Source organism: Herbiconiux aconitum (assembly GCF_024979235.1).
Lineage (GTDB): Bacteria > Actinomycetota > Actinomycetes > Actinomycetales > Microbacteriaceae > Herbiconiux > Herbiconiux aconitum.
On the sequence record NZ_JANLCM010000001.1, the window covers coordinates 1,067,991 to 1,086,626 of the forward strand.

The following is an 18,636-nucleotide window of genomic DNA, read 5'->3' on the forward strand; positions in this document are numbered from 1 at the left end:
ACGGATGACCGAGAAGACGGCTGCGGCGGGCGCCGCCACGCGGAACGAAGGCACGGCACCCGCGCGCGGCACCGTGGTGTTGATCGCCCTCATCCTGGCGTCGGGCGTCGCCAACCTCAATCTCTCGATCGCGAACGTCGCACTGCCATCCATCGGCGAGGCCTTCGACGCCTCGCAGACGGCATTGAACCTCGTCGCGGTCGGCTTCTCGCTGGGCCTGGCCGGATCGGTGCTCTACCTCGGCGCGATCGGCGACCGCTACGGGCGCAAACGGATGCTCGTGCTCGGCCTCGCGCTCAGCATCCCGGCCGCCCTGATGGCGGCGTTCGCGCCCTCCGTCGAGCTGCTTTTCCTCGCGCGGGTGGTGGGCGGCGTCGCGGCGGGCATGGCCTATCCGACGACACTCGCGCTGATCGCAGCGCTCTGGACCGGCCCGAAACGGATCGCGGCCATCGCGCTGTGGTCGGGACTCGGTGGGGCCATCGCGGCTCTCGGACCGCTCGCCTCCGGATTCTTGCTGAGCATCGCCGACTGGGGTGCGGTGTTCCTCATGACGCCGCCGCTCGCTGCGATCACCCTGGTGCTGGTGATCCTGGTGGTGCCCGCCAAGGTCAACGAGGGCACCGAGCCGGTCGACAATCTGGGCGGCGTGCTCTCGATCGTGCTGGTGACGTCGCTCGTGTTGTCGATCAACTTCGCCGCGGTGCCGGGCGCGCAACTGTTCGCCGGCGTGCTGGGCGTCTTCGCCGTTCTCGCCGGGATCGGATTCGTGCTGCGCCAGCGGCGGGCGAGGAATCCGCTCTACGACCTCCGGGTGGCCGGGAGACGCACCTTCTGGGTGGCGGCCGTGGGCGGAACCGTGGTGTTCGGCTCGCTGATGGGCGCGATGTACGTGGGGCAGTTGTTCCTGCAGAACGTGCTGGGCTACACCGCGCTCGAGGCCGGCGCATCCATTCTTCCCTCGGCGATCCTGATGACCCTTGCCGCGCCCGTGTCGAGCCGACTGGTCATCCGTTTCGGGGCACGGGTTGTGTTCTTGCTGGGGTTCACGAGCTGCTTGCTCGCCTTTCTCACGATGTATCTGTTCTGGGACGTGGGGGCGAGCTACCTCCCGGTGGGGGTGGGGTACGCCCTGATCGGTCTGGGAGTCGGGCTCGCCGGTCCCCCGGCTTCGCGCTCACTCACCGACTCGGTGCCGGTGCTGCGGGCCGGGATGGCGTCGGGCACCTCTGATCTGCAGCGCGACCTCGGCGGATCGATCATGCAGTCGGTGCTCGGCGCCATCCTCACCGCCGGCTACGCCTCGGCCATCGCATCCTCGATCGCGTCGGCGCCGGCGACCGTGCAGAGCGAGATCACGGGCAGCATCCAGACCCAGCTGCAGAAGTCGTTCGACGGAGCGATCTCGATCGCCAAGCAGTATCCGCAGTATGCCGACGGCATCGTGAAAGCCGCGCGCGACTCCTTCTTGCAGGGCGCTGACTGGGCCTTCGCGACGGGGATGGTGTTCATGCTCGTGGGGGCGATCGTGGCACTCGTGTTCTACCCGCGGCGCGAGCGGGAGCATGAGCTGTTCCGGCGGTATGCCAAGGAGGAGACGCCCGAAGCGCCCGAAGCGCCCGAAGCGCCCGAGGCGCCCGACGCGGTCGCCGCGAAGTAGACGAGTGCCGCGCGTGGTCGGGTCGAGAAGTGTCGACCCGGGACAATGGGAGGATGCGTCTCACCGTGCTCGGAACGTCCACGCCGTATCCGCGCCCCGGAAACGCCTGCTCGGGATATCTGCTGCAGTCGGATGCGGCGCCGGGTGAACGCCCCACGAGCGTCTGGATCGACGCCGGAACGGGCACGCTCGCGGAGCTGCAGCGGCACCTCCCTCCGGCCGACCTCGACGCGATCTGGATCTCGCATCGCCACGCCGATCACACCGCCGACCTGCTCGTGGCCTACTACGCCCTGCGTTTCGCGGAACGCCGGGCCGAGCATCCGATTCCCCTGATCGGGCCGGAGGGACTGCTCGAGCGGATGGCCGGATTCCTCGGTCCGAACTCCGTCGACGAGCTGCCCCGCGTGTTCGAGGTGCAGGAGATGAGCGGATGGGGTGAACGGGAGGTCGGCGGCCTGCGGCTGGAGTGGGGGCCGGTGCAGCACGGAGTGCCCGCGTTCGGGCTCGCGGTTTCGGACGGGTCGACCCGGTTCGCGTATTCCGGCGACTCCGCACCATGCACCTCACTCGAAGAACTGGCCGAGGGTGCCGGGACACTTCTGGTCGAGGCGGGATACGACGAGGCCCCGCCTCGTGGGGACGCCCCCGCGCACCACACTCCGGAAGACGCCGGGCGTACGGCATCTGCGGCGCAGGTGTCACGCCTCCTCCTCACCCACATCGCCGAGACCGTGACCATGGCGGCGGCGGTGACGCGGGCCTCCACCCATTTCAGCGGCGAGACGGTCGCGGTAGCGCCGGGCGACGTGCTCGCCGTCTGATCAGAGGTGGGAGCGCGCCCGGGTGGGGTCAGGCCGGGGCACCCGTCACGATCCAGCGGGAACCGCGGGCCCGGAGGCCGAGGGTCACCGCACGGGCACCGATGTAGCCGATGCCGAAGGCCGCCCAGAGCCAGCCCAGGCCCGCGGCGCCCGACGGATGCGCCACCGCCACCCACGCCAGGAGCGGTGCGTACACCGCGAGGTTCAGCACCCCGGTGAGCGCGAGGTAGCGCGCATCCCCCGCTCCGATCAGCACCCCGTCGAGCACGAAGACGTAGCCGCCGATCGGGACGCCCGCGGCCATCACCCACAGGCTCACCGTGAGGGCCTGCTGCACCTCGGGGCTCGGGCTGAACACCGGCCCGATCAGCGGAGCGATGAGCGCGACGACCGCGCCCAGCACCACCCCCGAGAGCACCCCCCAGCGGATCAGCCGCCGCGTCACCGCGTGCACCCGCTCCACCTCCGACGCCCCGAGGCCGTGCCCGATCATGGCCTGCCCGGCGATCGCCAGGGCGTCGAGGATGAGCGCGAGCGTCGTGAACACCGTCATCGCGATCTGGAAAGCGGCGAGCTGCGTCACGCCGAGTGACGCCGCGACCACCACCGAGGCAACGAGCGCCGCCCGGAGACTGGCCGTGCGCACGAAGAGCCACCCGCCGGCCGACGCCGAGGCCGTCACCCCGTCGAGACCGGGTCGGAGCGACACGCGGCTGGCGCGGGCGGCCCGCACCGCGATCACCACGTAGACCGCCGCCATCCCCCATTGTGCGATGACCGTGCCGGCTGCCGACCCCGCGATGCCCCAGCCGGCGCCGTAGATCAGGAGCCAGTTCAGGCCCGCGTTCGCGGCGAATCCGGCGACCGCCACGATCAGCGGCGTGCGGGTGTCCTGCAACCCGCGCAGGAGGCCGGTCGCCGCGATCACCACGAGCATCCCGGGAAGCCCGATCAGCGACACCGTGAGATAGGTGGTGGCCTCGGCCTCCACCGCCGCGGTGGTGCCGAAGGCCCGCACCAGCACGCCCGCCAGCGGCCACCCGACCAGCGCGAGCACCACTCCGACGCCGAGCGCGAGCCACATGCCGTCGATGCCCGCCTTCACCGCGCCGGCCTGGTCTCCAGCGCCGAGCCGCCGTGCGACCGCCGGAGTCGTGGCGTAGGCGAGGAAGATCAAGAGACCCACGACGGTCTGCAGGATGGCGCTCGCGATGCCGAGGGCGGCGAGGGAATCCTCGCCCAGATGACCGACGAGGGCCGTGTCGGTGAGTAGGAACAAGGGCTCCGCCACGAGCGCGCCGAGAGCCGGCACCGCGAGGCGCAGGATGTCGCGGTCGATCGTCTGCACCCGCCCAGCCTAGGGTGGGCCGAAGTCCCCTTCGGGGGCTGATCCGACGACAATTCTCGGCGGTGGAGGCCGAGCTGCAGCCGCAGTCGCGTTCGCTCCCGGCTGCCAATCTGCCCCCCGTTTTGGGGAATAGGCCCTTTTCGACGTATGTTGCAGTGCAACGTAACCACTACGGATCGTCCGGCACGTACCTGCCGGTGGAAGAAGGACAACGATGGCTTCTGTAACGTTCGACAAGGCGACGCGCCTCTACCCGGGATCGACGGTTCCCGCCGTCGACGCTTTCGACCTCTCGGTCGAAGACGGTGAATTCCTCGTGCTCGTCGGCCCGTCGGGGTCGGGCAAGTCGACCGCCCTGCGCATGCTCGCGGGCCTGGAAGAGGTGAACGACGGGCGCATCCTGATCGGCGACCGCGACGTCACCGACATCCCGCCGAAAGACCGCGACATCGCGATGGTGTTCCAGAACTACGCGCTCTACCCGCACATGACCGTGGCCGAGAACATGGGCTTCGCCCTGAAGATCGCCGGCGTGCACAAGGAAGAGCGCGCCGCCCGGGTTCTCGAGGCCGCGAAGCTGCTCGACCTCGAGCCCTACCTCGCTCGTAAGCCGAAGGCTCTCTCCGGTGGTCAGCGTCAGCGCGTCGCGATGGGCCGTGCGATCGTGCGGAGCCCTCAGGTGTTCCTCATGGACGAGCCGCTCTCGAACCTCGACGCCAAGCTGCGCGTGCAGACGCGTACGCAGATCGCGTCGCTGCAGCGTCGCCTCGGCGTCACGACGGTCTACGTCACCCACGACCAGACCGAGGCGCTCACCATGGGCGACCGGATCGCCGTGCTGAAGGACGGTCTGCTCCAGCAGGTCGGAACCCCGCGCGAGCTCTACGCGAACCCGAACAACGTGTTCGTCGCCGGCTTCATCGGTTCGCCCGCCATGAACCTCTTCCCGGCCGACGTCGTCGACGGTGGCATCAAGTTCGGCACTGCGACCGTTCCGGTCGAGCGCTCCATCCTGGCTGACGCCGGCAAGGCCGTCACCGTGGGTGTCCGCCCCGAAGACGTCGTGGTGTCGGCCGACGCCGGCCAGGGCCTGACCGTGACGGTCGACCTGGTCGAGGAGCTCGGCGCCGACGGCTACCTCTACGGTCACTCCGAGGTCGAGGGCAAGCGCACCGACCTCGTCGTGCGCGTCGACGGCCGCGTGCACCCGAACCTCGGCGACACGCTCTACGTCACCCCGAAGCTCGGCCACGTGCACGTCTTCGACCAGACCTCGGGTCTCCGCCTCGGCGGCGCCGTCGTCGACTGAGTCGCGAACCGACCACGAAGAAGGGCCTCACGACTTCGGTCGTGGGGCCCTTCTCGATTCCCGGCGCAGATGTCGGGGCGCGTGCGTAGAGTTGTCGGGTGACTGAATCCGGCATCGACACCACCGAACTCGACCCCGACACCCGTGCACAGGACGACCTGTTCCGCCACGTCAACGGAAAGTGGATCGCTCGAACCGAGATCCCCGAAGACAAGGCGCGCTACGGCTCGTTCTACGTTCTCGCCGAAGAGGCCGAGAAGGCCGTGCGCGACATCATCGAAGAGTCGCAGAACGCGCCGGAGGGCACGGAGGCCCGCAAGTTCGGTGACCTGTTCGCGAGTTTCATGGACGAGGAGCGGATCGAGCAGCTCGGCGCCGCCCCCGTCACCCCGCAGCTGGCGCTGGTCGACACCATCGACGACGTGGCGGATCTCGCCCGCACGCTCGGCCGCCTCGAGCGCGAGGGCGTGCCAGGCCTCCTGCGCCTGTTCGTCGACAACGACCCGGGCAACCCCGAGCGCTACCTCGTGTTCGTCGAGCAGGGCGGCATCTCGCTGCCCGATGAGAGCTACTTCCGCGACGAGAAGTTCGCCTCCGTTCGCGAGGCCTACTTGGGCCACATCCAGCGGATGTTCGAACTCGCCGGCCTCGAGAACGCCCCGGAGCGCGCCCAGCGCGTCTTCGACCTGGAGACCTTGATCGCGAAGTCGCACTGGGACAACGTGCGCACCCGCGACGCGCAGGCCACCTACAACCTGGTCTCGTGGGACGAGTTCCTCGCGCTCCCGGGCGACCTCGCGAACGTGCCCGACGCATCCGGAGCCGACGTCGACGATGACGACGACGCCGACACCTCGCTCTTCGACCTCTGGCGCGACGCGCTCGGCGCCCCCGACGGCGTTTTCGACGAGCTGGTCGTGCGGGAGCCGAGCTTCATCACCGGGCTGGCCGGCGCCCTTACCGGCGCCCCCTTGGAGAGCTGGAAGGACTGGCTCGCCTGGCAGGTCATCCACGGGTGGGCGCCCTACCTCTCGAGCGATTTCGTGGAGGAGAACTTCGACTTCTACGGCCGCACCCTCACCGGCACGCCGAGCATGCGGGCGCGCTGGAAGCGAGGAGTCTCGCTGGTGGAAGGCTCGATGGGTGAGGCTGTCGGCCGCATCTACGTGGAGAAGCATTTTCCGCCGACGGCCAAGGCGAGCATGGACATCCTGGTCGCCAACCTCATCGAGGCCTATCGCCAGTCGATCTCGACCCTGGGATGGATGAGCCCGGCCACGCGCGAGCGGGCACTCGAGAAGCTGGACAAGTTCACGCCGAAGATCGGCTTCCCGGTGAAGTGGCGCGACTACTCGACGCTCGTGATCGATCCCACCGACCTGATCGCGAACGTGCGCGCCACCAGCGAGTTCGAGTTCCAGCGCGAGCTCGGCAAGATCGGCAAGCCGCTCGACCGCGACGAATGGTTCATGACGCCCCAGACGATCAACGCGTACTACAACCCCGGCTTCAACGAGATCGTGTTCCCCGCGGCCATCCTGCAGTACCCGTTCTTCGATGAGTCGCGGGATGCGGCGGCGAACTACGGCGCGATCGGTGCGGTGATCGGCCACGAGATCGGGCACGGCTTCGACGACCAGGGGTCGCGATTCGACGGCGACGGCCGCCTCACCGACTGGTGGACCTCCGAAGACCGGGAGGCGTTCGAGAAACTGACCTCCTCGCTCATCGCCCAGTACGACGCGCTCGCCCCGCTGCAGGTACCCGACCACCACGTCAACGGCGCGCTCACGATCGGCGAGAACATCGGTGACCTCGGCGGACTCGGCATCGCCTGGAAGGCCTACCTGCTCTCGCTCGACGGGCAGGAGCCGCCCGTCATCGACGGCCTCACCGGCGCCCAGCGCTTCTTTCTCTCCTGGGCGCAGGCCTGGCAGCAGAAGTCGCGCGACGAGGAGGTCATCCGGTTGCTCTCGATCGACCCGCACTCGCCGAACGAGTTCCGGTGCAACCAGATCGTTCGCAACATCGACGAATTCTACGCAGCCTTCGACGTCGATTCGAACGACAATCTCTGGTTGAACCCAGCTGAACGTGTGACGATCTGGTAGGACGCCCCGACACGGCGCGGCCGACCTGGACGGGAACGGGGCATCCCGGGCCCGGCCAGTCGAAGGAGGACAGCTGAGCATGCCGGAATCGATCCGACGACGCGCGCGATCGGAGCGGGAGGAGATCGCGCCCCGCGGCCGACGCTCGGATCCGATCGACGGCGACGGTGTCATCTTCCGCAAGGGTTTTGCCTCGTTGACCGAGCTCGCGCTCTCGGGCGTGCAGGTCACAGCCTCGGCGCTCGACGCGGGCACGGGGAAGGTGCTCTTCTCCGTCGACGACCATCTCTCCGTGCCGACCGCGTCGATCGGGAAGGTGCTGCTGCTCATCGAGGTGGCGGCGCGGATCTCGGCGCGCGACGGTTCGGGTTCGGGCTCCGTTCCTCCGACGCCCGCGGTGCCCGGATCGGGGTCGGCCGACGCGCCACCCCGGAACGTGCGCCCGGCGCCCGGAGCCGAGGCACTGAGCATCCTGAACCGCACCGCACAGGATTCGGTGGGCGACTCGGGGTTGTGGCAGCACCTGCAGGTTCCGGCGTTGCCGGTCTCCGATCTGGCGGCGCTCATCGGAGCCACGAGCGACAATCTGGCCACGAACGTGCTGCTGCGCCGCATCGGCCTCGACGCCGTGCGCGCCCGCGCGGAGTCGCTCGGCCTCCGGCGCACGCTGCTGCTCGACATCGTGCGCGACGTGCGAGGTCCGGATGACGCGCCACAGCTCTCGGTGGGTTCGGCACGCGAGCTCGCGACACTGTTCCGCTCGCTCGAGCGGGGCGAGGTCGTCGACGAGACGACGTCGCGACTCGTCACCGGCTGGTTGAGCCTCGGCAGCGACCTGTCGATGGTGGCCGGGGCGTTCGGGCTCGATCCGTTCGCCCACACCGGGCCCGATCACGGCATCCAGTTGTTCAACAAGACCGGAACGGATGCCGGCATCCGCTCGGAAGCGGGCGTCGTGGTCGGTCCGCGGGCCGGCGTGGCCTATGCGGTGACCATGCGTTTCAACGACGTCGACCTCCCTGCGAGGCTCGGTGTGCTCGACGCGATGCGCACCCTCGGCACCGACTTCTTGGAGTACGTGTACTGAGGGGTGCGGGACGCTTCAGGCCACCACGGCGCGGAGCAGGCGGAGCGTCTCGCCGACCGCCGGCATCTGATCGGCGCCGGGGCGTGTGACGGCCACGATCATCCGATGGTCGTTGGCGGCGCTGGGCAACGCGACCACCCCCGGCGGGATCGGCGACGCCGCCCGGGCGAGCGCAGGGAGCAGCGCCACGCCGAGGCCGGCCGCCACCATGCTCATCACGGCCACGAAGTTGTCGGTCTCGAACGCGATCGTGGGAGCGAAACCGCGGCGCGCGCAGGAGTCGAGCAGGTGCGAGCGGCAGCGGGGGCAGCCGGCGATCCAGTTCTCGGTGCGCAACTCGGCGATGTCGATGCGGGCGGGTGAGGGTGCGACGGATGCGCCGGCGACGGGAGCGACGCCACGCTTGGTCTCGTCGATGCGCGTGGTCGCAGCGCCCAGCACGCCGTGCCCCTCCGGCACCAGTACGAGCAGGTCGTCGCGGGCGAGTTCGTGCACGACGAGACCCTCGGTCGACTCTTCGAACGGATCGCTGCGATCGGCCGGGTAATGGAAGGCGATCGCGATGTCGCTCACGCCGTCGCGCACCGACGCGACAGCGGCCGGCGGTTCGGCTTCGAGATAGGTGAACTGCACTCCGGCGTGCTCCGCGCCCATCGACTGGATGAGGTGCGGCACGATCGTCGACGACGCGGAGGGGAACGCCGACAGCCGCACCTGCCCCGAGCGGAGGCCCGACAGGTCGGAGAGCTCGCCGGCCGCCTCGTCGAGGGCGTCGAGTACGACGCCGGCGTGGCGCGCGAGCACCTCGCCGGCATCCGTCAACCGGATGCCGCGACCGGATCGGGTGACCAGCGGCATGCCGATCCGCGATTCCACGCGTCGGAGCTGCTGACTGACGGCCGGCTGACTGAAACCGAGCACGGCGGCGGCACGCGTGATCGACCCGTACTCGGCGATGGCCGCGATGACTCGCAGGGTCTGCGAATCCAGGTCGAAGGCGCTCGCGAGGGGCGAGAGAGTCATGTGAGAACCATAACGCAGCGTTATGCGAAGCATCCGACTCTGGCGGTTGTCGAATGAATGCCGAAACGCGAGGCTGGGGGCATGAAGACGGACAGTCCGGCGCCGACCGCGGCATCGATGAGTCGAGAGGCGCTGGCTGGGCACTTCGACGTGCGCCCCGGTTATCTCTCGGCCTGCGTGATCGGAGTGCCACCGCGGGAGGCCGTCGCGGCGCTCGGCGCCGATCTCGCCGCCTGGGCCGAAGGGCATCGTGAACCGGGCGTCTACGGCGCAGCGGTCGAGCGGGCGCGTGAGGCTTTCGCGCGACTCGTCTCGGTGCCGACCGATCAGGTCGCGATCGGTTCGCAGGTGTCGGTGTCGACGTCGATGGTGGCCTCCTCGCTGCCCGCCGGCTCCGAGGTGCTGGTGGTCGAGGGCGACTTCAGCTCGATGGTGTTCCCGTTCCTCGTGCAGGAGCAGCTCGGCCGGCTGTCGGTGCGGTGCGTTCCACTCGAAGAGCTGGCGGCCAGCATCCGGCCGTCGACCACGCTCGTGTCGTTCTCGCTCGTGCAATCGGCCACCGGAGCGCTCGCCGACGCCGATGCGATCATCGCCGCCGCGGCACGGCACGGAGCCGCGACCCTCTGCGACACCACGCAGGCTGCCGGCTGGATGCCCGTCGACGCGAGTCGTTTCGACGCGACGATCTGTCACGCCTACAAGTGGCTGTGCTCTCCGCGCGGTGCTTCGTTCATGACGATCACCCCGGCCTTCGCCGAACGACTGGTGCCCGTCGACGCCGGCTGGTACGCCGGCGACGACGTGTGGGGCTCGTGTTACGGCCCTGGGATGCTCCTGGCAGAGTCGGCCCGCCGCTTCGATGTGTCGCCGGCCTGGCCTGCGTGGATCGGCACCGCGCCCACCATCGAACTCTTCGCCTCGGCCGACCTCGAGGCGGTGCGCTCGCACTGCGTCGGCCTGGCCGACGAACTGTGCCGACGACTCGAGGTCGAGTCGACGGGCACCGCCATCGTCACCTGGCCGGATGCCGACGGCAGCGGGTTCGCGGCGCTCTCGGCCGCCGGGATAGCGGCTTCGGCGCGGGCCGGCCGGGCGCGCGTCGCCTTCCACGTCTGGAACGAACCCGCCGACGTCGACCGGGCGCTGGCGGCGCTCGCGTGATCCCGCTTCTCGCGTGCTCACGCTCCGCGAGAGGTCGGTTTCCGCGCTGAACCGGCGGTCTTCGCGCGGAAAGTGATGTCTCGGCGTGGTCCAACCCTCGCGCAGGGAGCCGTTCGTATTGAAGAATTGGCCGATGGAGGGCTTGCAGCTCGTCGTGATCATCGGTGCCGCCATCATCGGCGGCGGGTGGGTCGCGCGTCGCCTCCGGTTGCCACCCTCTCTGGTGCTGCTGTTGCTCGGGGTAGCGATCGGTTTCATTCCGCTGGCCGGCAACGTCGAGCTTCCGCCCGATCTGGTGCTGCTGCTGTTCCTGCCGGCGTTGCTCTACTGGGAGTCGATCACGACGTCGCTGCGCGAGATCCGCAGCAACCTGCGGGTGATCCTGCTCGCCGCGATCGGCCTGGTGCTCGTCACCGCGGTGGGGGTCGGGGCGGCGGCGAATGCGCTCGGGCTGCCGTGGCCGATCGCGCTCGCACTCGGCGCCATCCTCGCGCCGACGGATGCGACAGCGGTCTCGTCGGTGGCGAGCGGACTGCCGCGACGCATCCTCACCACCGTGCGCACGGAAAGCCTGATCAACGACGGCACCGCCCTCGTGCTCTACTCGGTCGCGATCGGCGCGGCGGTGGGCGGAACCGGGATCGAGATCGGGCCGCTGGCGGTCGCGTTCCTCTGGTCGTATCTCGTGGCCATCGCGCTCGGGCTGGCCATCGGATTTGTGATCGGGTGGCTGCGGCGATTCGTGCGCGAGCCGTCGCTCGTGAACACCCTGATCGTTCTGACGCCGTTCCTCGCCTTCCTTCCCGCTGAACTGCTGCACGCGTCCGGTGTCGTCGCGGTGGTGGTGTGCGGCCTGGTGTCGAGCCATCTGCCCGACTTCAGCGCGTCGGCCGTGGCGCGGCGGCAGGGCTACGGGTTCTGGGAGGTGGCCACCTACATCCTGAACGGATCGCTGTTCGTCTTGATCGGCATCCAGTTCCACCTCATCGTGACGAGCATCGATCCGGTCGACTGGCCGCTCACGCTGGGGCTGTCGGGAGTGGCGATCGTGCTGGTGCTGGGCATCCGGCTGGCCTGGTTCAACACGATCCCCTACGTGTTGCGCGCGGTCGATCGGCGGCCCTCGCAACGCGCGCGAAGGGTGCACGCGCGGCAGCGGTTCCCGGGAGCGTGGGCGGGGTTCCGTGGTGCGGTGTCGCTCGCCGCGGCACTCGCCCTGCCGCTCGAGACCGCCCAGGGGGAGCCGCTGCCGTATCGCCAGACGCTGATCGCCGTGACCTTCGCCGTCATCCTGTTCACGCTCGTGGTGCAGGGACTCACGATGCCGGCGGTCGTGCGCTGGGCGCGGCTGCCGCCTGATCCGACGGAGGAGTGGGAGAACCTGCTGGCCGAGCGCACCGCCTTGGAGGCGGTGATCGAGGAGCTGCCTCGCGTGGCAGCGGAGACCGGGGCGGCCCCGGCGATTCGCGATGCGTTGTTGTCGGAATACCGGTCGCGCCTGGAGGCCGTGTCGCAGCGGATGAGCGACGACGACAAGACGGTGCGGATGCTCGACGACGAGCTCACAGGCGACGACGGCGAGAGCGCGTTACGGCTGGCGGTGCTGCCCGTGAAGAGGCGCGCGATCGTGGCGCTGCGCGATTCGCGGCAGATCGACGACGTGGTGCTGCGGCGCATCCAGGCGCGGATCGACGCCGAGGAGATCCGGCTCGAGGCCCGCACGGGTGACCTCGAAGAGGACGTGTGAGCGCTGGCGGCTGTGCCGGGTAGCGCGAGGTCGCTCGAAGTGCCGCGAGGGTGCGCTGTGCGCGTGAGGTCGGGCGGGGAGGTGGCCGCGTGGGTGCGCGGTGCGCGTGAGGTCGGGCGGGGAAGTGGCGGCGTGGGTGCGCTGTGCGCTACCCCGCGGTGGGTGTGAGGGAGGGCGGGTGGCGGGAGAGCCTCTGCGTGGCGGGCGCGGCTCAGTCGATGAGGTCCAGGGCGTGCAGGCGGCGGAGGGTCTCCGCGCCGGCGGGCGGGCAGCGGTGCTCGTCGGCTGAGGTGACCCAGTGCACCGCATCGACCTCGCTCGACGCGCGCGGCGCATCCGGGGTCGAGCCCTGGAAAACCTGCATCTCGACCAGCCGGCCCTCGGGCTCGCCGTGCGCCTGCACCGTGACGGTGAACAGCGGATGCACGGCGGCCGCGTCGACCCGCACGCTCACCTCTTCGAAGGCCTCGCGCACGGCGGCCTCGGCTGCCGTTTCGCCGGCGTCGATCTTGCCCCCCGGCATGTAGTAGACGTCGCGGGCACGGGCGGTGACCATGAGCACCCGGCGCTCGCGGAGGAGTGCCAGTGCCGCGACCCGGATGGTGGGGAGGGGGGCCGAGTCGTCGCCGCCTGGCTCGGGCGCGGTGGTGGATGCCTCGGTCATCGTGCCCGCGTCGACCGGCGCGCGCCTTCGGTGCCGCTTCGGGAGGAGCTGCAGGGACCGACGGCCTCAGGGAGGGGTCGTGCGACGCAGCTCCTCCCGAATCGGGCGCACCGACCCGAACGGGTCGTTGCGGGCGAATCTGCGTGCATGCAAGTCTCCAGGAAGGGTCGGTGCGACCCACGTTCGCCCGAACCGTACCGAGAACGTGCCGCGGCACGGAGTCGCGGCGTCAGTGTCAGCCCTCGGAGCGGCGGTACTCGTGGAGCGCGACCGCATCGGCCGCGAGTTCGGCGTCGGAGCGAGCGGCGGCCTCGGCTCGCGCCGCGTCGGCGGCGGTCGCTGCCGCGCCGCCCAGACCGAACAGCGTCTCGACGGCGGCGAACACCTCATCCGCTCGTCCTTCACGCGCGAGCTCTCGCGCACGAACCGACGGCGAGTGCAGGATGACGCCCACCAGGTGGCGGAGCGCGCGCTCGGTGCGCTCGGTCTCGGAGGCGTCGCCGTGCGAACGGGTGCGATCGATCTCACCGTCGAGCAGGTCGAACAGGTGCGCCCGCAGTGCGACCACGGCCGGCGTGACCTCCGCCTCCGCCTTGCCCGCCCGGTATTCGGCGGCGGCCTCACCCACCAGGGCACGCGCATCCGATTCGGCGTTCAACTCGTCGAGGGGGGCGTGCAGGCTGATGGTCTCGAGGTCGAGCAGTTCGGTGCCGCGGATGCCCGCGACAGCCGGGTCGACGTTGCGCGGCAGGCCCAAGTCGATGATGAGGCGGCGTTCGAACGCGCCGGGGAGGTCGATCGCGGCACTCAGATCGGCCGCCGAGAGCACCACCGTCTCGGCGGTGCTGCAGGTGATGACGACGTCGGCCGACGCGATGGCGTCGCGGTAGCCCGCCGCCGGCACGGCCTCAAGACCCTGCTTCGTTGCGAACGCGACGGCACGACCGGAGGGCGAGAAGACGCGGATGTCGGTGACACCGCGCTCACGGAGGTTGGCGAGCGTGACCCGGGCGTACTGCCCGGTGCCCACGAGCAGCACGCGCGTGCGCGCCCAGTCGGTGACGCGGCTCTCGGCGAGATCGAGCGCGAGGCGGGCCAGCGAGCGACCGGCGCCACCGAGGCCGGTCTTCGTCTTGACTCCGCGCGAGGTGTGCGAGGCCCGCTGGAACAGTCGCTCGAGATCTGACGACGCGGTGCCCTCCACCCGAGCGGTGGTGAGCGCTCGCTTGACCTGACCGGCGATCTCGTCTTCGCCGACCACGACCGACTCGAGCCCCGACGACACAGCGAACAGGTGGTCGGCCACGCCGTCTCCGCAGAGCACGGTGAGGGAGTCGCGCAGTTCTCCGACGTCGGTTCCGGATGCCGCGCTGAACGATTCGGCGGCCTGCTCGACGGCGAGCGACACCCCGGCCGTGAGCGGCTCATCGATGTCAAGGTAGGCCTCGAAGCGATTGCAGGTGGCCAGCACGACGGCGCCTTGCACGAAATCGCTCTCGGAGACCAGGCTCTTAGCCACGTCTGACGTGCCCACCGACAGCTTCTCGAGAAGGTCGAAGCTCGCGTTGCGGTGATTCGCAGTCAGGCAGATGAGCACTGATTCAGTGTACGCCTGCCCGAGGAGGGGTGCCTGCGACCCGAGTGGGCCCCCGCTCAGGCGTCCGCCGTAGGATGTGGCGGTGACTCTGCCCGTGACCCATCCGCTGTCCGACGGCCGCACATCCGGCGCCCCCCTGGTCACCACCTATCGGGGTGTGCGCGGAGCTGTGACCCCCGTCTGGTTCATGCGCCAAGCCGGCCGCTCGCTGCCCGAATACCGCGAACTGCGCGTCGGAACCCGGATGCTCGACGCCTGCCTCGACCCGGAGCTCGCCAGCGAGATCACCCTCCAGCCCGTTCGGCGGCACGGTGTCGACGCGGCCATCTTCTTCAGCGACATCGTGATCCCGCTGCGTCTTGCGGGCGTCGACGTCGACATCGAGCCGGGCCGCGGTCCGGTGCTCGCGTCCCCCATCCGCAGCGCAGCGGATGTCGCCGCACTGCCCTCTCCGTCGGGCGCCGACTTCTCGGCCGTCTCGGCAGGAGTCGCGCGAACCGTCGAGCAACTCGGAACGACCCCGCTGATCGGATTCGCGGGCGCTCCCTTCACCCTCGCGGCCTACCTCGTCGAGGGCGGCCCCTCGAAAGACCACCTGCGCGCCCGCACGATGATGCACGCCGATCCGGATGCCTGGGCGGCGCTGCTCGGCTGGGCCGCGGAGGTCACGGGCGGGTTCCTCCGCGCGCAGATCCTCGCCGGCGCCAGTGCAGGTCAGCTCTTCGACTCCTGGGTCGGCTCGCTCTCCGTCGCCGATTACGTCGAACGGGTCGCACCGCACTCGGCCGCCGCCCTCGCGCAGATCGCCGACCTCGACGTGCCGACCGTGCACTTCGGCGTGGGCAGCGGCGAGGTGCTGAAGCCGATGCACGAGATCGGGGTCGACGTCGTGGGCGTCGACTGGCGCATCCCGCTCGACGTCGCCTCGTCGCGCCTCGGTGGGCAGGTCACCCTGCAGGGCAACATCGACCCGGCGCTGCTCGCGGCGCCCTGGCCGGTGCTCGAGTCGCACGTGCTCGATGTGCTCGCGCGGGGGCGGAGCGCTCCTGCGCACGTCGTGAACCTGGGGCACGGGGTTCCGCCCGAGACCGATCCCGCGGTGTTGACGCGGATCGTCGAGCTGGTGCACGCACAAGGGGAGGACAGAGTCGATGGCTGAGTCCACGGATCGGCCATCCGCGGAGCCCTTGTTCGGCATCCTGTCATCCGATGCGGCGTCGGGCACCACCGACGTGGTGGTGATCGGCGGCGGAGTGGCCGGCCTCGTTGCCGCGCGGCAGCTGGCCCACCTCGGCAACACCGTCACAGTGGTCGAATCGCGGGAGGCGGTGGGTGGCTTCGTCGCGACCCGCGAGATCGCGGGCGTGCGGCTCGACTCGGGCGCCGAGAGCTTCGCCACGCGCAAGGGAACCGTCGCGTCCCTGGTGACCGAGCTCGGCCTCGGCGACGACATCGTGGTGCCGGCCGAGGCCGGCGCGTGGGTGGCTTGGGACGGCGGGATCGCACCGCTTCCTGCCTCGGGGGTGCTCGGCATTCCCGGGGTTCCGCTCGCCGACGACGTGCGTCGCATCATCGGCTGGGGCGGATCGCTCCGCGCCTACCTCGACCGCCTGATGCCGCTGCTCCGGGTGCGCGCCGAAACCGACCTCGGCGACATCGTGCGCCGCCGGATGGGTCGGCGCGTGCTCGATCGGCTCGTCACGCCGGTGGTCGCCGGGGTGCACTCGGCTGACCCCTCGGTGGTCGACGTGCACACCGTCGCGCCCGGGCTCACCCAGGCGATGACCACCCAGGGGTCGCTCTCCGGCGCCGTCATGGCCCTGCGCGAGCAGGCGCCGGCCGGCTCGCAGGTGCAGGGGATCGCGGGGGGCGTGTACAGACTGATCGAGGCCCTCGAAGCCGACTGCCGCTACTACGGGGTGCAGTTCCGTACGGCGACCCGGGTGAGCGGGTTGTCGCGAGCGGGCGGCGGGGAGTGGACCGTCGGGCTGGCGCCGGCAGACGGAGCTTCGTTGGCCGACCTCGCCGACGCTGACGCTGACGCCTCAGATGACGCCGGCGCCAACGCCAACGCCAACGCCGACGCTTATGCCGGCGGCGACGCGCACGCCGACGACCTCGGTGCCGCTTCCCCGCTCGTCGCGCGGGCCGTCGTGGTGGCCACCGGGTTCCGAACGGGGCTCGCGCTGCTGGCCGAAGCGGGAGTCGGTCGTGGGGGCGAAGATGCTCCACCATCTCTATCGCCATCGCCCGCGCGCGCCGGGATGCCGGCTCCCGAGCCCTCGACGCCTCTGCCGCCGCAGAGCGACTGGCCGGAACCCGCCTCCGTCACCATCGCCACCCTCGTGGTCGACGACGCGCGGCTGGACGCGCATCCGCGGGGCACCGGCGTTCTCGTCGCGCCCGGCACCCCTCGCGTCACGGCGAAAGCACTCACCCACTCGAGCGCCAAGTGGCGGTGGCTCGCCGACTCCCTTCCGGCGCATCGGCACGTGCTGCGGCTGTCATACGGGCGACGGGGTGCGGATGCGCGGCCCTCATCCGAGCCCGCCGTCGACCTCGCCACGGTGCTCGCCGACGCGTCTGCTCTGCTCGGCGTTCCGCTCTCCGAGGCCGACGTCGCGGGCTTCGACACGATGGTCTGGGCCGAGTCGCTCGCGTTCGCGACCGTGGGGCACAAGGCACGCGTGCGTCAGACGCTCGCCGCCGTGCAGCGCGTCGCCGGCCTCGACGTGGTCGGCGCGTGGGTGTCGGGCACGGGGCTCGCGGCCACGGTCGAACACGCGCAGACGACGGCATCCGGTCTCGCTGCCGAACTGCGAGGCGACCGCCGACTCGACGCGGACTGAGCCCACACCGCGGCACCACACGGTCGCCGAGCTTCTCGAGCGACTCGGCCGCCATGCGTGCTCGGGAGGAGGGGACTACGCTGGGAGCAACCCTGTACTCGCGATCGATCGGAGTTCACATGCGCGGAAAGATCATCTTCGTCGTCGGGCTCGCAACTGGGTATGTACTCGGAACGCGCGCCGGACGAGAGCGGTACGAGCAGATCAAGGCGGGTGCCCAGAAGGTGTGGAACACTCCGACGGTTCAGTCGGGTGTGCAGAAGGCGCAGGACTTCGCAGGTGCTCGGGTCGACACCGTCAAAGCCGACCTCTCGCACAAGGCGCGTAACGCGCTCGGTGCCTTGATCGGCCGCGAGCCGCTGAGCGGACCGCAGCGCAGCGCTGCCGCGAGCAACACCGGTTCGACGCGGCCGAAGACCACCGCGACGAAGCCCGCTGCTCGAAAGCCGGCGAGCACGTCGTCGACGAAATCGCCCACCTCGTCCACCACCAAGGCTTCGGCGCAGAGCTCGGCCGCCGCCGACGCCGAATCCGACGAGTAAGAACCGGAGGGGGTTCTCTGTGACTGAAGACCGCGATCGACGGGCCCGTCGCTCCCTCGTCTCCCTGCTCGGCGAGCTGCCGACGCTCATCATCGCCCTGCTGAAAGACGAGATCGAGAATCTCAAGCGAGAGCTCTCGGCGAGACTGGCCAAGCTCGGCATCGGCGTCGGCCTTTTCGTGGGGGCGGCCCTCTTCGCGTTCTTCGCCCTCGCCACTCTCATCGCGGCCGCGGTGCTCGGGCTCGCGACGGTTCTTCCGGCCTGGGCGGCCGCCCTGATCGTTGCCGGCGCCCTGCTGCTGCTGGCCGTCATCCTCGTGCTGATCGGGGTCTCCTCGGTGAAGAAGGGGATGCCGATCGTTCCCGAAGACGCCATCACGAGCATCAAGAAAGACATCAACACGGTGAAGGGATTGGGCCAGTCATGAGCGACAAAGACGCGACGCCCGAGCTCCCGCAGCGTTCGAAGGAGCAGCTGCACGCCGACATCGAGAAGAACCGAGCCCGCCTGAAGGCGACTCTCGACGCCATCGAGTTCAAACTCAACGTGCCCAAGCAGGCGCGCCACGCGGTGCACCGGGTGAAGACCCGCATCGCGGTGTTCCGCGACCGGAACCCGATCGGATTCGGGGTCGGAGTCGCCAGCGCCATCGCGGCCGTGGGGCTCGTGGCCGTGCTCGGTTTCCGTTCCGCGAGCAAGAAGTAGATCATCGTC

At 70.1% G+C, this 18,636-nt stretch carries 16 protein-coding genes; 12 read left to right on the top strand and 4 right to left on the bottom strand.

The window, feature by feature from the left end:
• Nucleotides 1-4: 4 nt before the first annotated feature.
• Together N1027_RS04880 and N1027_RS04885 are read left to right on the top strand one after the other, a co-directional pair.
• Nucleotides 5-1,660, top strand: a complete 1,656-nt coding sequence (locus N1027_RS04880) for an MFS transporter (RefSeq protein ID WP_259505781.1) — start codon at nucleotides 5-7, stop codon at nucleotides 1,658-1,660.
• 53 nt (nucleotides 1,661-1,713) lie between these two features.
• Complete coding sequence (locus N1027_RS04885) at nucleotides 1,714-2,484, top strand: MBL fold metallo-hydrolase (RefSeq protein WP_259505783.1); 771 nt, start codon at nucleotides 1,714-1,716, stop codon at nucleotides 2,482-2,484.
• A 28-nt stretch (nucleotides 2,485-2,512) separates the two neighbouring features.
• Here the strand turns inward: N1027_RS04885 and N1027_RS04890 are convergent, their stop codons facing one another.
• Nucleotides 2,513-3,832, bottom strand: coding sequence for an MATE family efflux transporter (locus N1027_RS04890; RefSeq protein ID WP_259505785.1), 1,320 nt, complete (start codon nucleotides 3,830-3,832; stop codon nucleotides 2,513-2,515).
• 214 nt (nucleotides 3,833-4,046) lie between these two features.
• Here N1027_RS04890 and N1027_RS04895 point away from each other — a divergent pair, with 214 nt between their 5' ends.
• From N1027_RS04895 to N1027_RS04905, 3 genes are all read left to right on the top strand, one after another.
• On the top strand, nucleotides 4,047-5,141 hold the full coding sequence (locus N1027_RS04895) for an ABC transporter ATP-binding protein (RefSeq protein ID WP_259505787.1): 1,095 nt from the start codon (nucleotides 4,047-4,049) through the stop codon (nucleotides 5,139-5,141).
• A gap of 98 nt (nucleotides 5,142-5,239) precedes the next feature.
• Nucleotides 5,240-7,252 carry a M13 family metallopeptidase gene (locus tag N1027_RS04900; RefSeq protein ID WP_259505789.1) on the top strand — a complete coding sequence of 671 codons (2,013 nt, stop codon included), beginning with the start codon at nucleotides 5,240-5,242 and terminating at the stop codon, nucleotides 7,250-7,252.
• Nucleotides 7,253-7,331: 79 nt separating this feature from the next.
• The gene (locus tag N1027_RS04905) at nucleotides 7,332-8,339 is read left to right on the top strand and encodes a serine hydrolase (protein ID WP_259505792.1); all 1,008 of its coding nucleotides are present in this window, start codon (nucleotides 7,332-7,334) and stop codon (nucleotides 8,337-8,339) included.
• A 15-nt stretch (nucleotides 8,340-8,354) separates the two neighbouring features.
• Here N1027_RS04905 and N1027_RS04910 read toward each other — a convergent pair whose 3' ends face one another.
• Nucleotides 8,355-9,362, bottom strand: coding sequence for a LysR family transcriptional regulator (locus N1027_RS04910; RefSeq protein WP_259505794.1), 1,008 nt, complete (start codon nucleotides 9,360-9,362; stop codon nucleotides 8,355-8,357).
• Between the two features lie 81 nt (nucleotides 9,363-9,443).
• Here N1027_RS04910 and N1027_RS04915 point away from each other — a divergent pair, with 81 nt between their 5' ends.
• Together N1027_RS04915 and N1027_RS04920 are read left to right on the top strand one after the other, a co-directional pair.
• Entirely contained in the window at nucleotides 9,444-10,523 is a 1,080-nt protein-coding gene (locus N1027_RS04915) for an aminotransferase class V-fold PLP-dependent enzyme (protein ID WP_259505796.1), read from the top strand.
• A gap of 133 nt (nucleotides 10,524-10,656) precedes the next feature.
• A complete protein-coding gene (locus tag N1027_RS04920) occupies nucleotides 10,657-12,270 on the top strand; it encodes a Na+/H+ antiporter (protein WP_259505798.1) in 1,614 nt (537 codons plus the stop codon).
• Nucleotides 12,271-12,481: 211 nt separating this feature from the next.
• Here N1027_RS04920 and N1027_RS04925 read toward each other — a convergent pair whose 3' ends face one another.
• Complete coding sequence (locus N1027_RS04925; protein WP_259505799.1) at nucleotides 12,482-12,934, bottom strand: NUDIX hydrolase; 453 nt, start codon at nucleotides 12,932-12,934, stop codon at nucleotides 12,482-12,484.
• 235 nt (nucleotides 12,935-13,169) lie between these two features.
• The gene (locus N1027_RS04930) at nucleotides 13,170-14,531 is read right to left on the bottom strand and encodes a glutamyl-tRNA reductase (protein WP_259505800.1); all 1,362 of its coding nucleotides are present in this window, start codon (nucleotides 14,529-14,531) and stop codon (nucleotides 13,170-13,172) included.
• Nucleotides 14,532-14,613: 82 nt separating this feature from the next.
• Between N1027_RS04930 and hemE the strand changes: the two genes are divergently transcribed.
• From hemE to N1027_RS04955, 5 genes are all read left to right on the top strand, one after another.
• A complete protein-coding gene (gene hemE / locus N1027_RS04935; protein WP_259505801.1) occupies nucleotides 14,614-15,690 on the top strand; it encodes a uroporphyrinogen decarboxylase in 1,077 nt (358 codons plus the stop codon).
• Complete coding sequence (locus tag N1027_RS04940) at nucleotides 15,683-17,380, top strand: protoporphyrinogen/coproporphyrinogen oxidase (protein ID WP_259505802.1); 1,698 nt, start codon at nucleotides 15,683-15,685, stop codon at nucleotides 17,378-17,380. Before hemE ends, N1027_RS04940 begins: the two co-directional genes overlap by 8 nt.
• A gap of 119 nt (nucleotides 17,381-17,499) precedes the next feature.
• On the top strand, nucleotides 17,500-17,922 hold the full coding sequence (locus N1027_RS04945; RefSeq protein WP_259505804.1) for a YtxH domain-containing protein: 423 nt from the start codon (nucleotides 17,500-17,502) through the stop codon (nucleotides 17,920-17,922).
• Between the two features lie 19 nt (nucleotides 17,923-17,941).
• Nucleotides 17,942-18,349, top strand: coding sequence for a phage holin family protein (locus N1027_RS04950; protein WP_259505806.1), 408 nt, complete (start codon nucleotides 17,942-17,944; stop codon nucleotides 18,347-18,349).
• Complete coding sequence (locus N1027_RS04955) at nucleotides 18,346-18,627, top strand: DUF3618 domain-containing protein (protein ID WP_259505808.1); 282 nt, start codon at nucleotides 18,346-18,348, stop codon at nucleotides 18,625-18,627. Before N1027_RS04950 ends, N1027_RS04955 begins: the two co-directional genes overlap by 4 nt.
• Nucleotides 18,628-18,636: the final 9 nt, after the last annotated feature.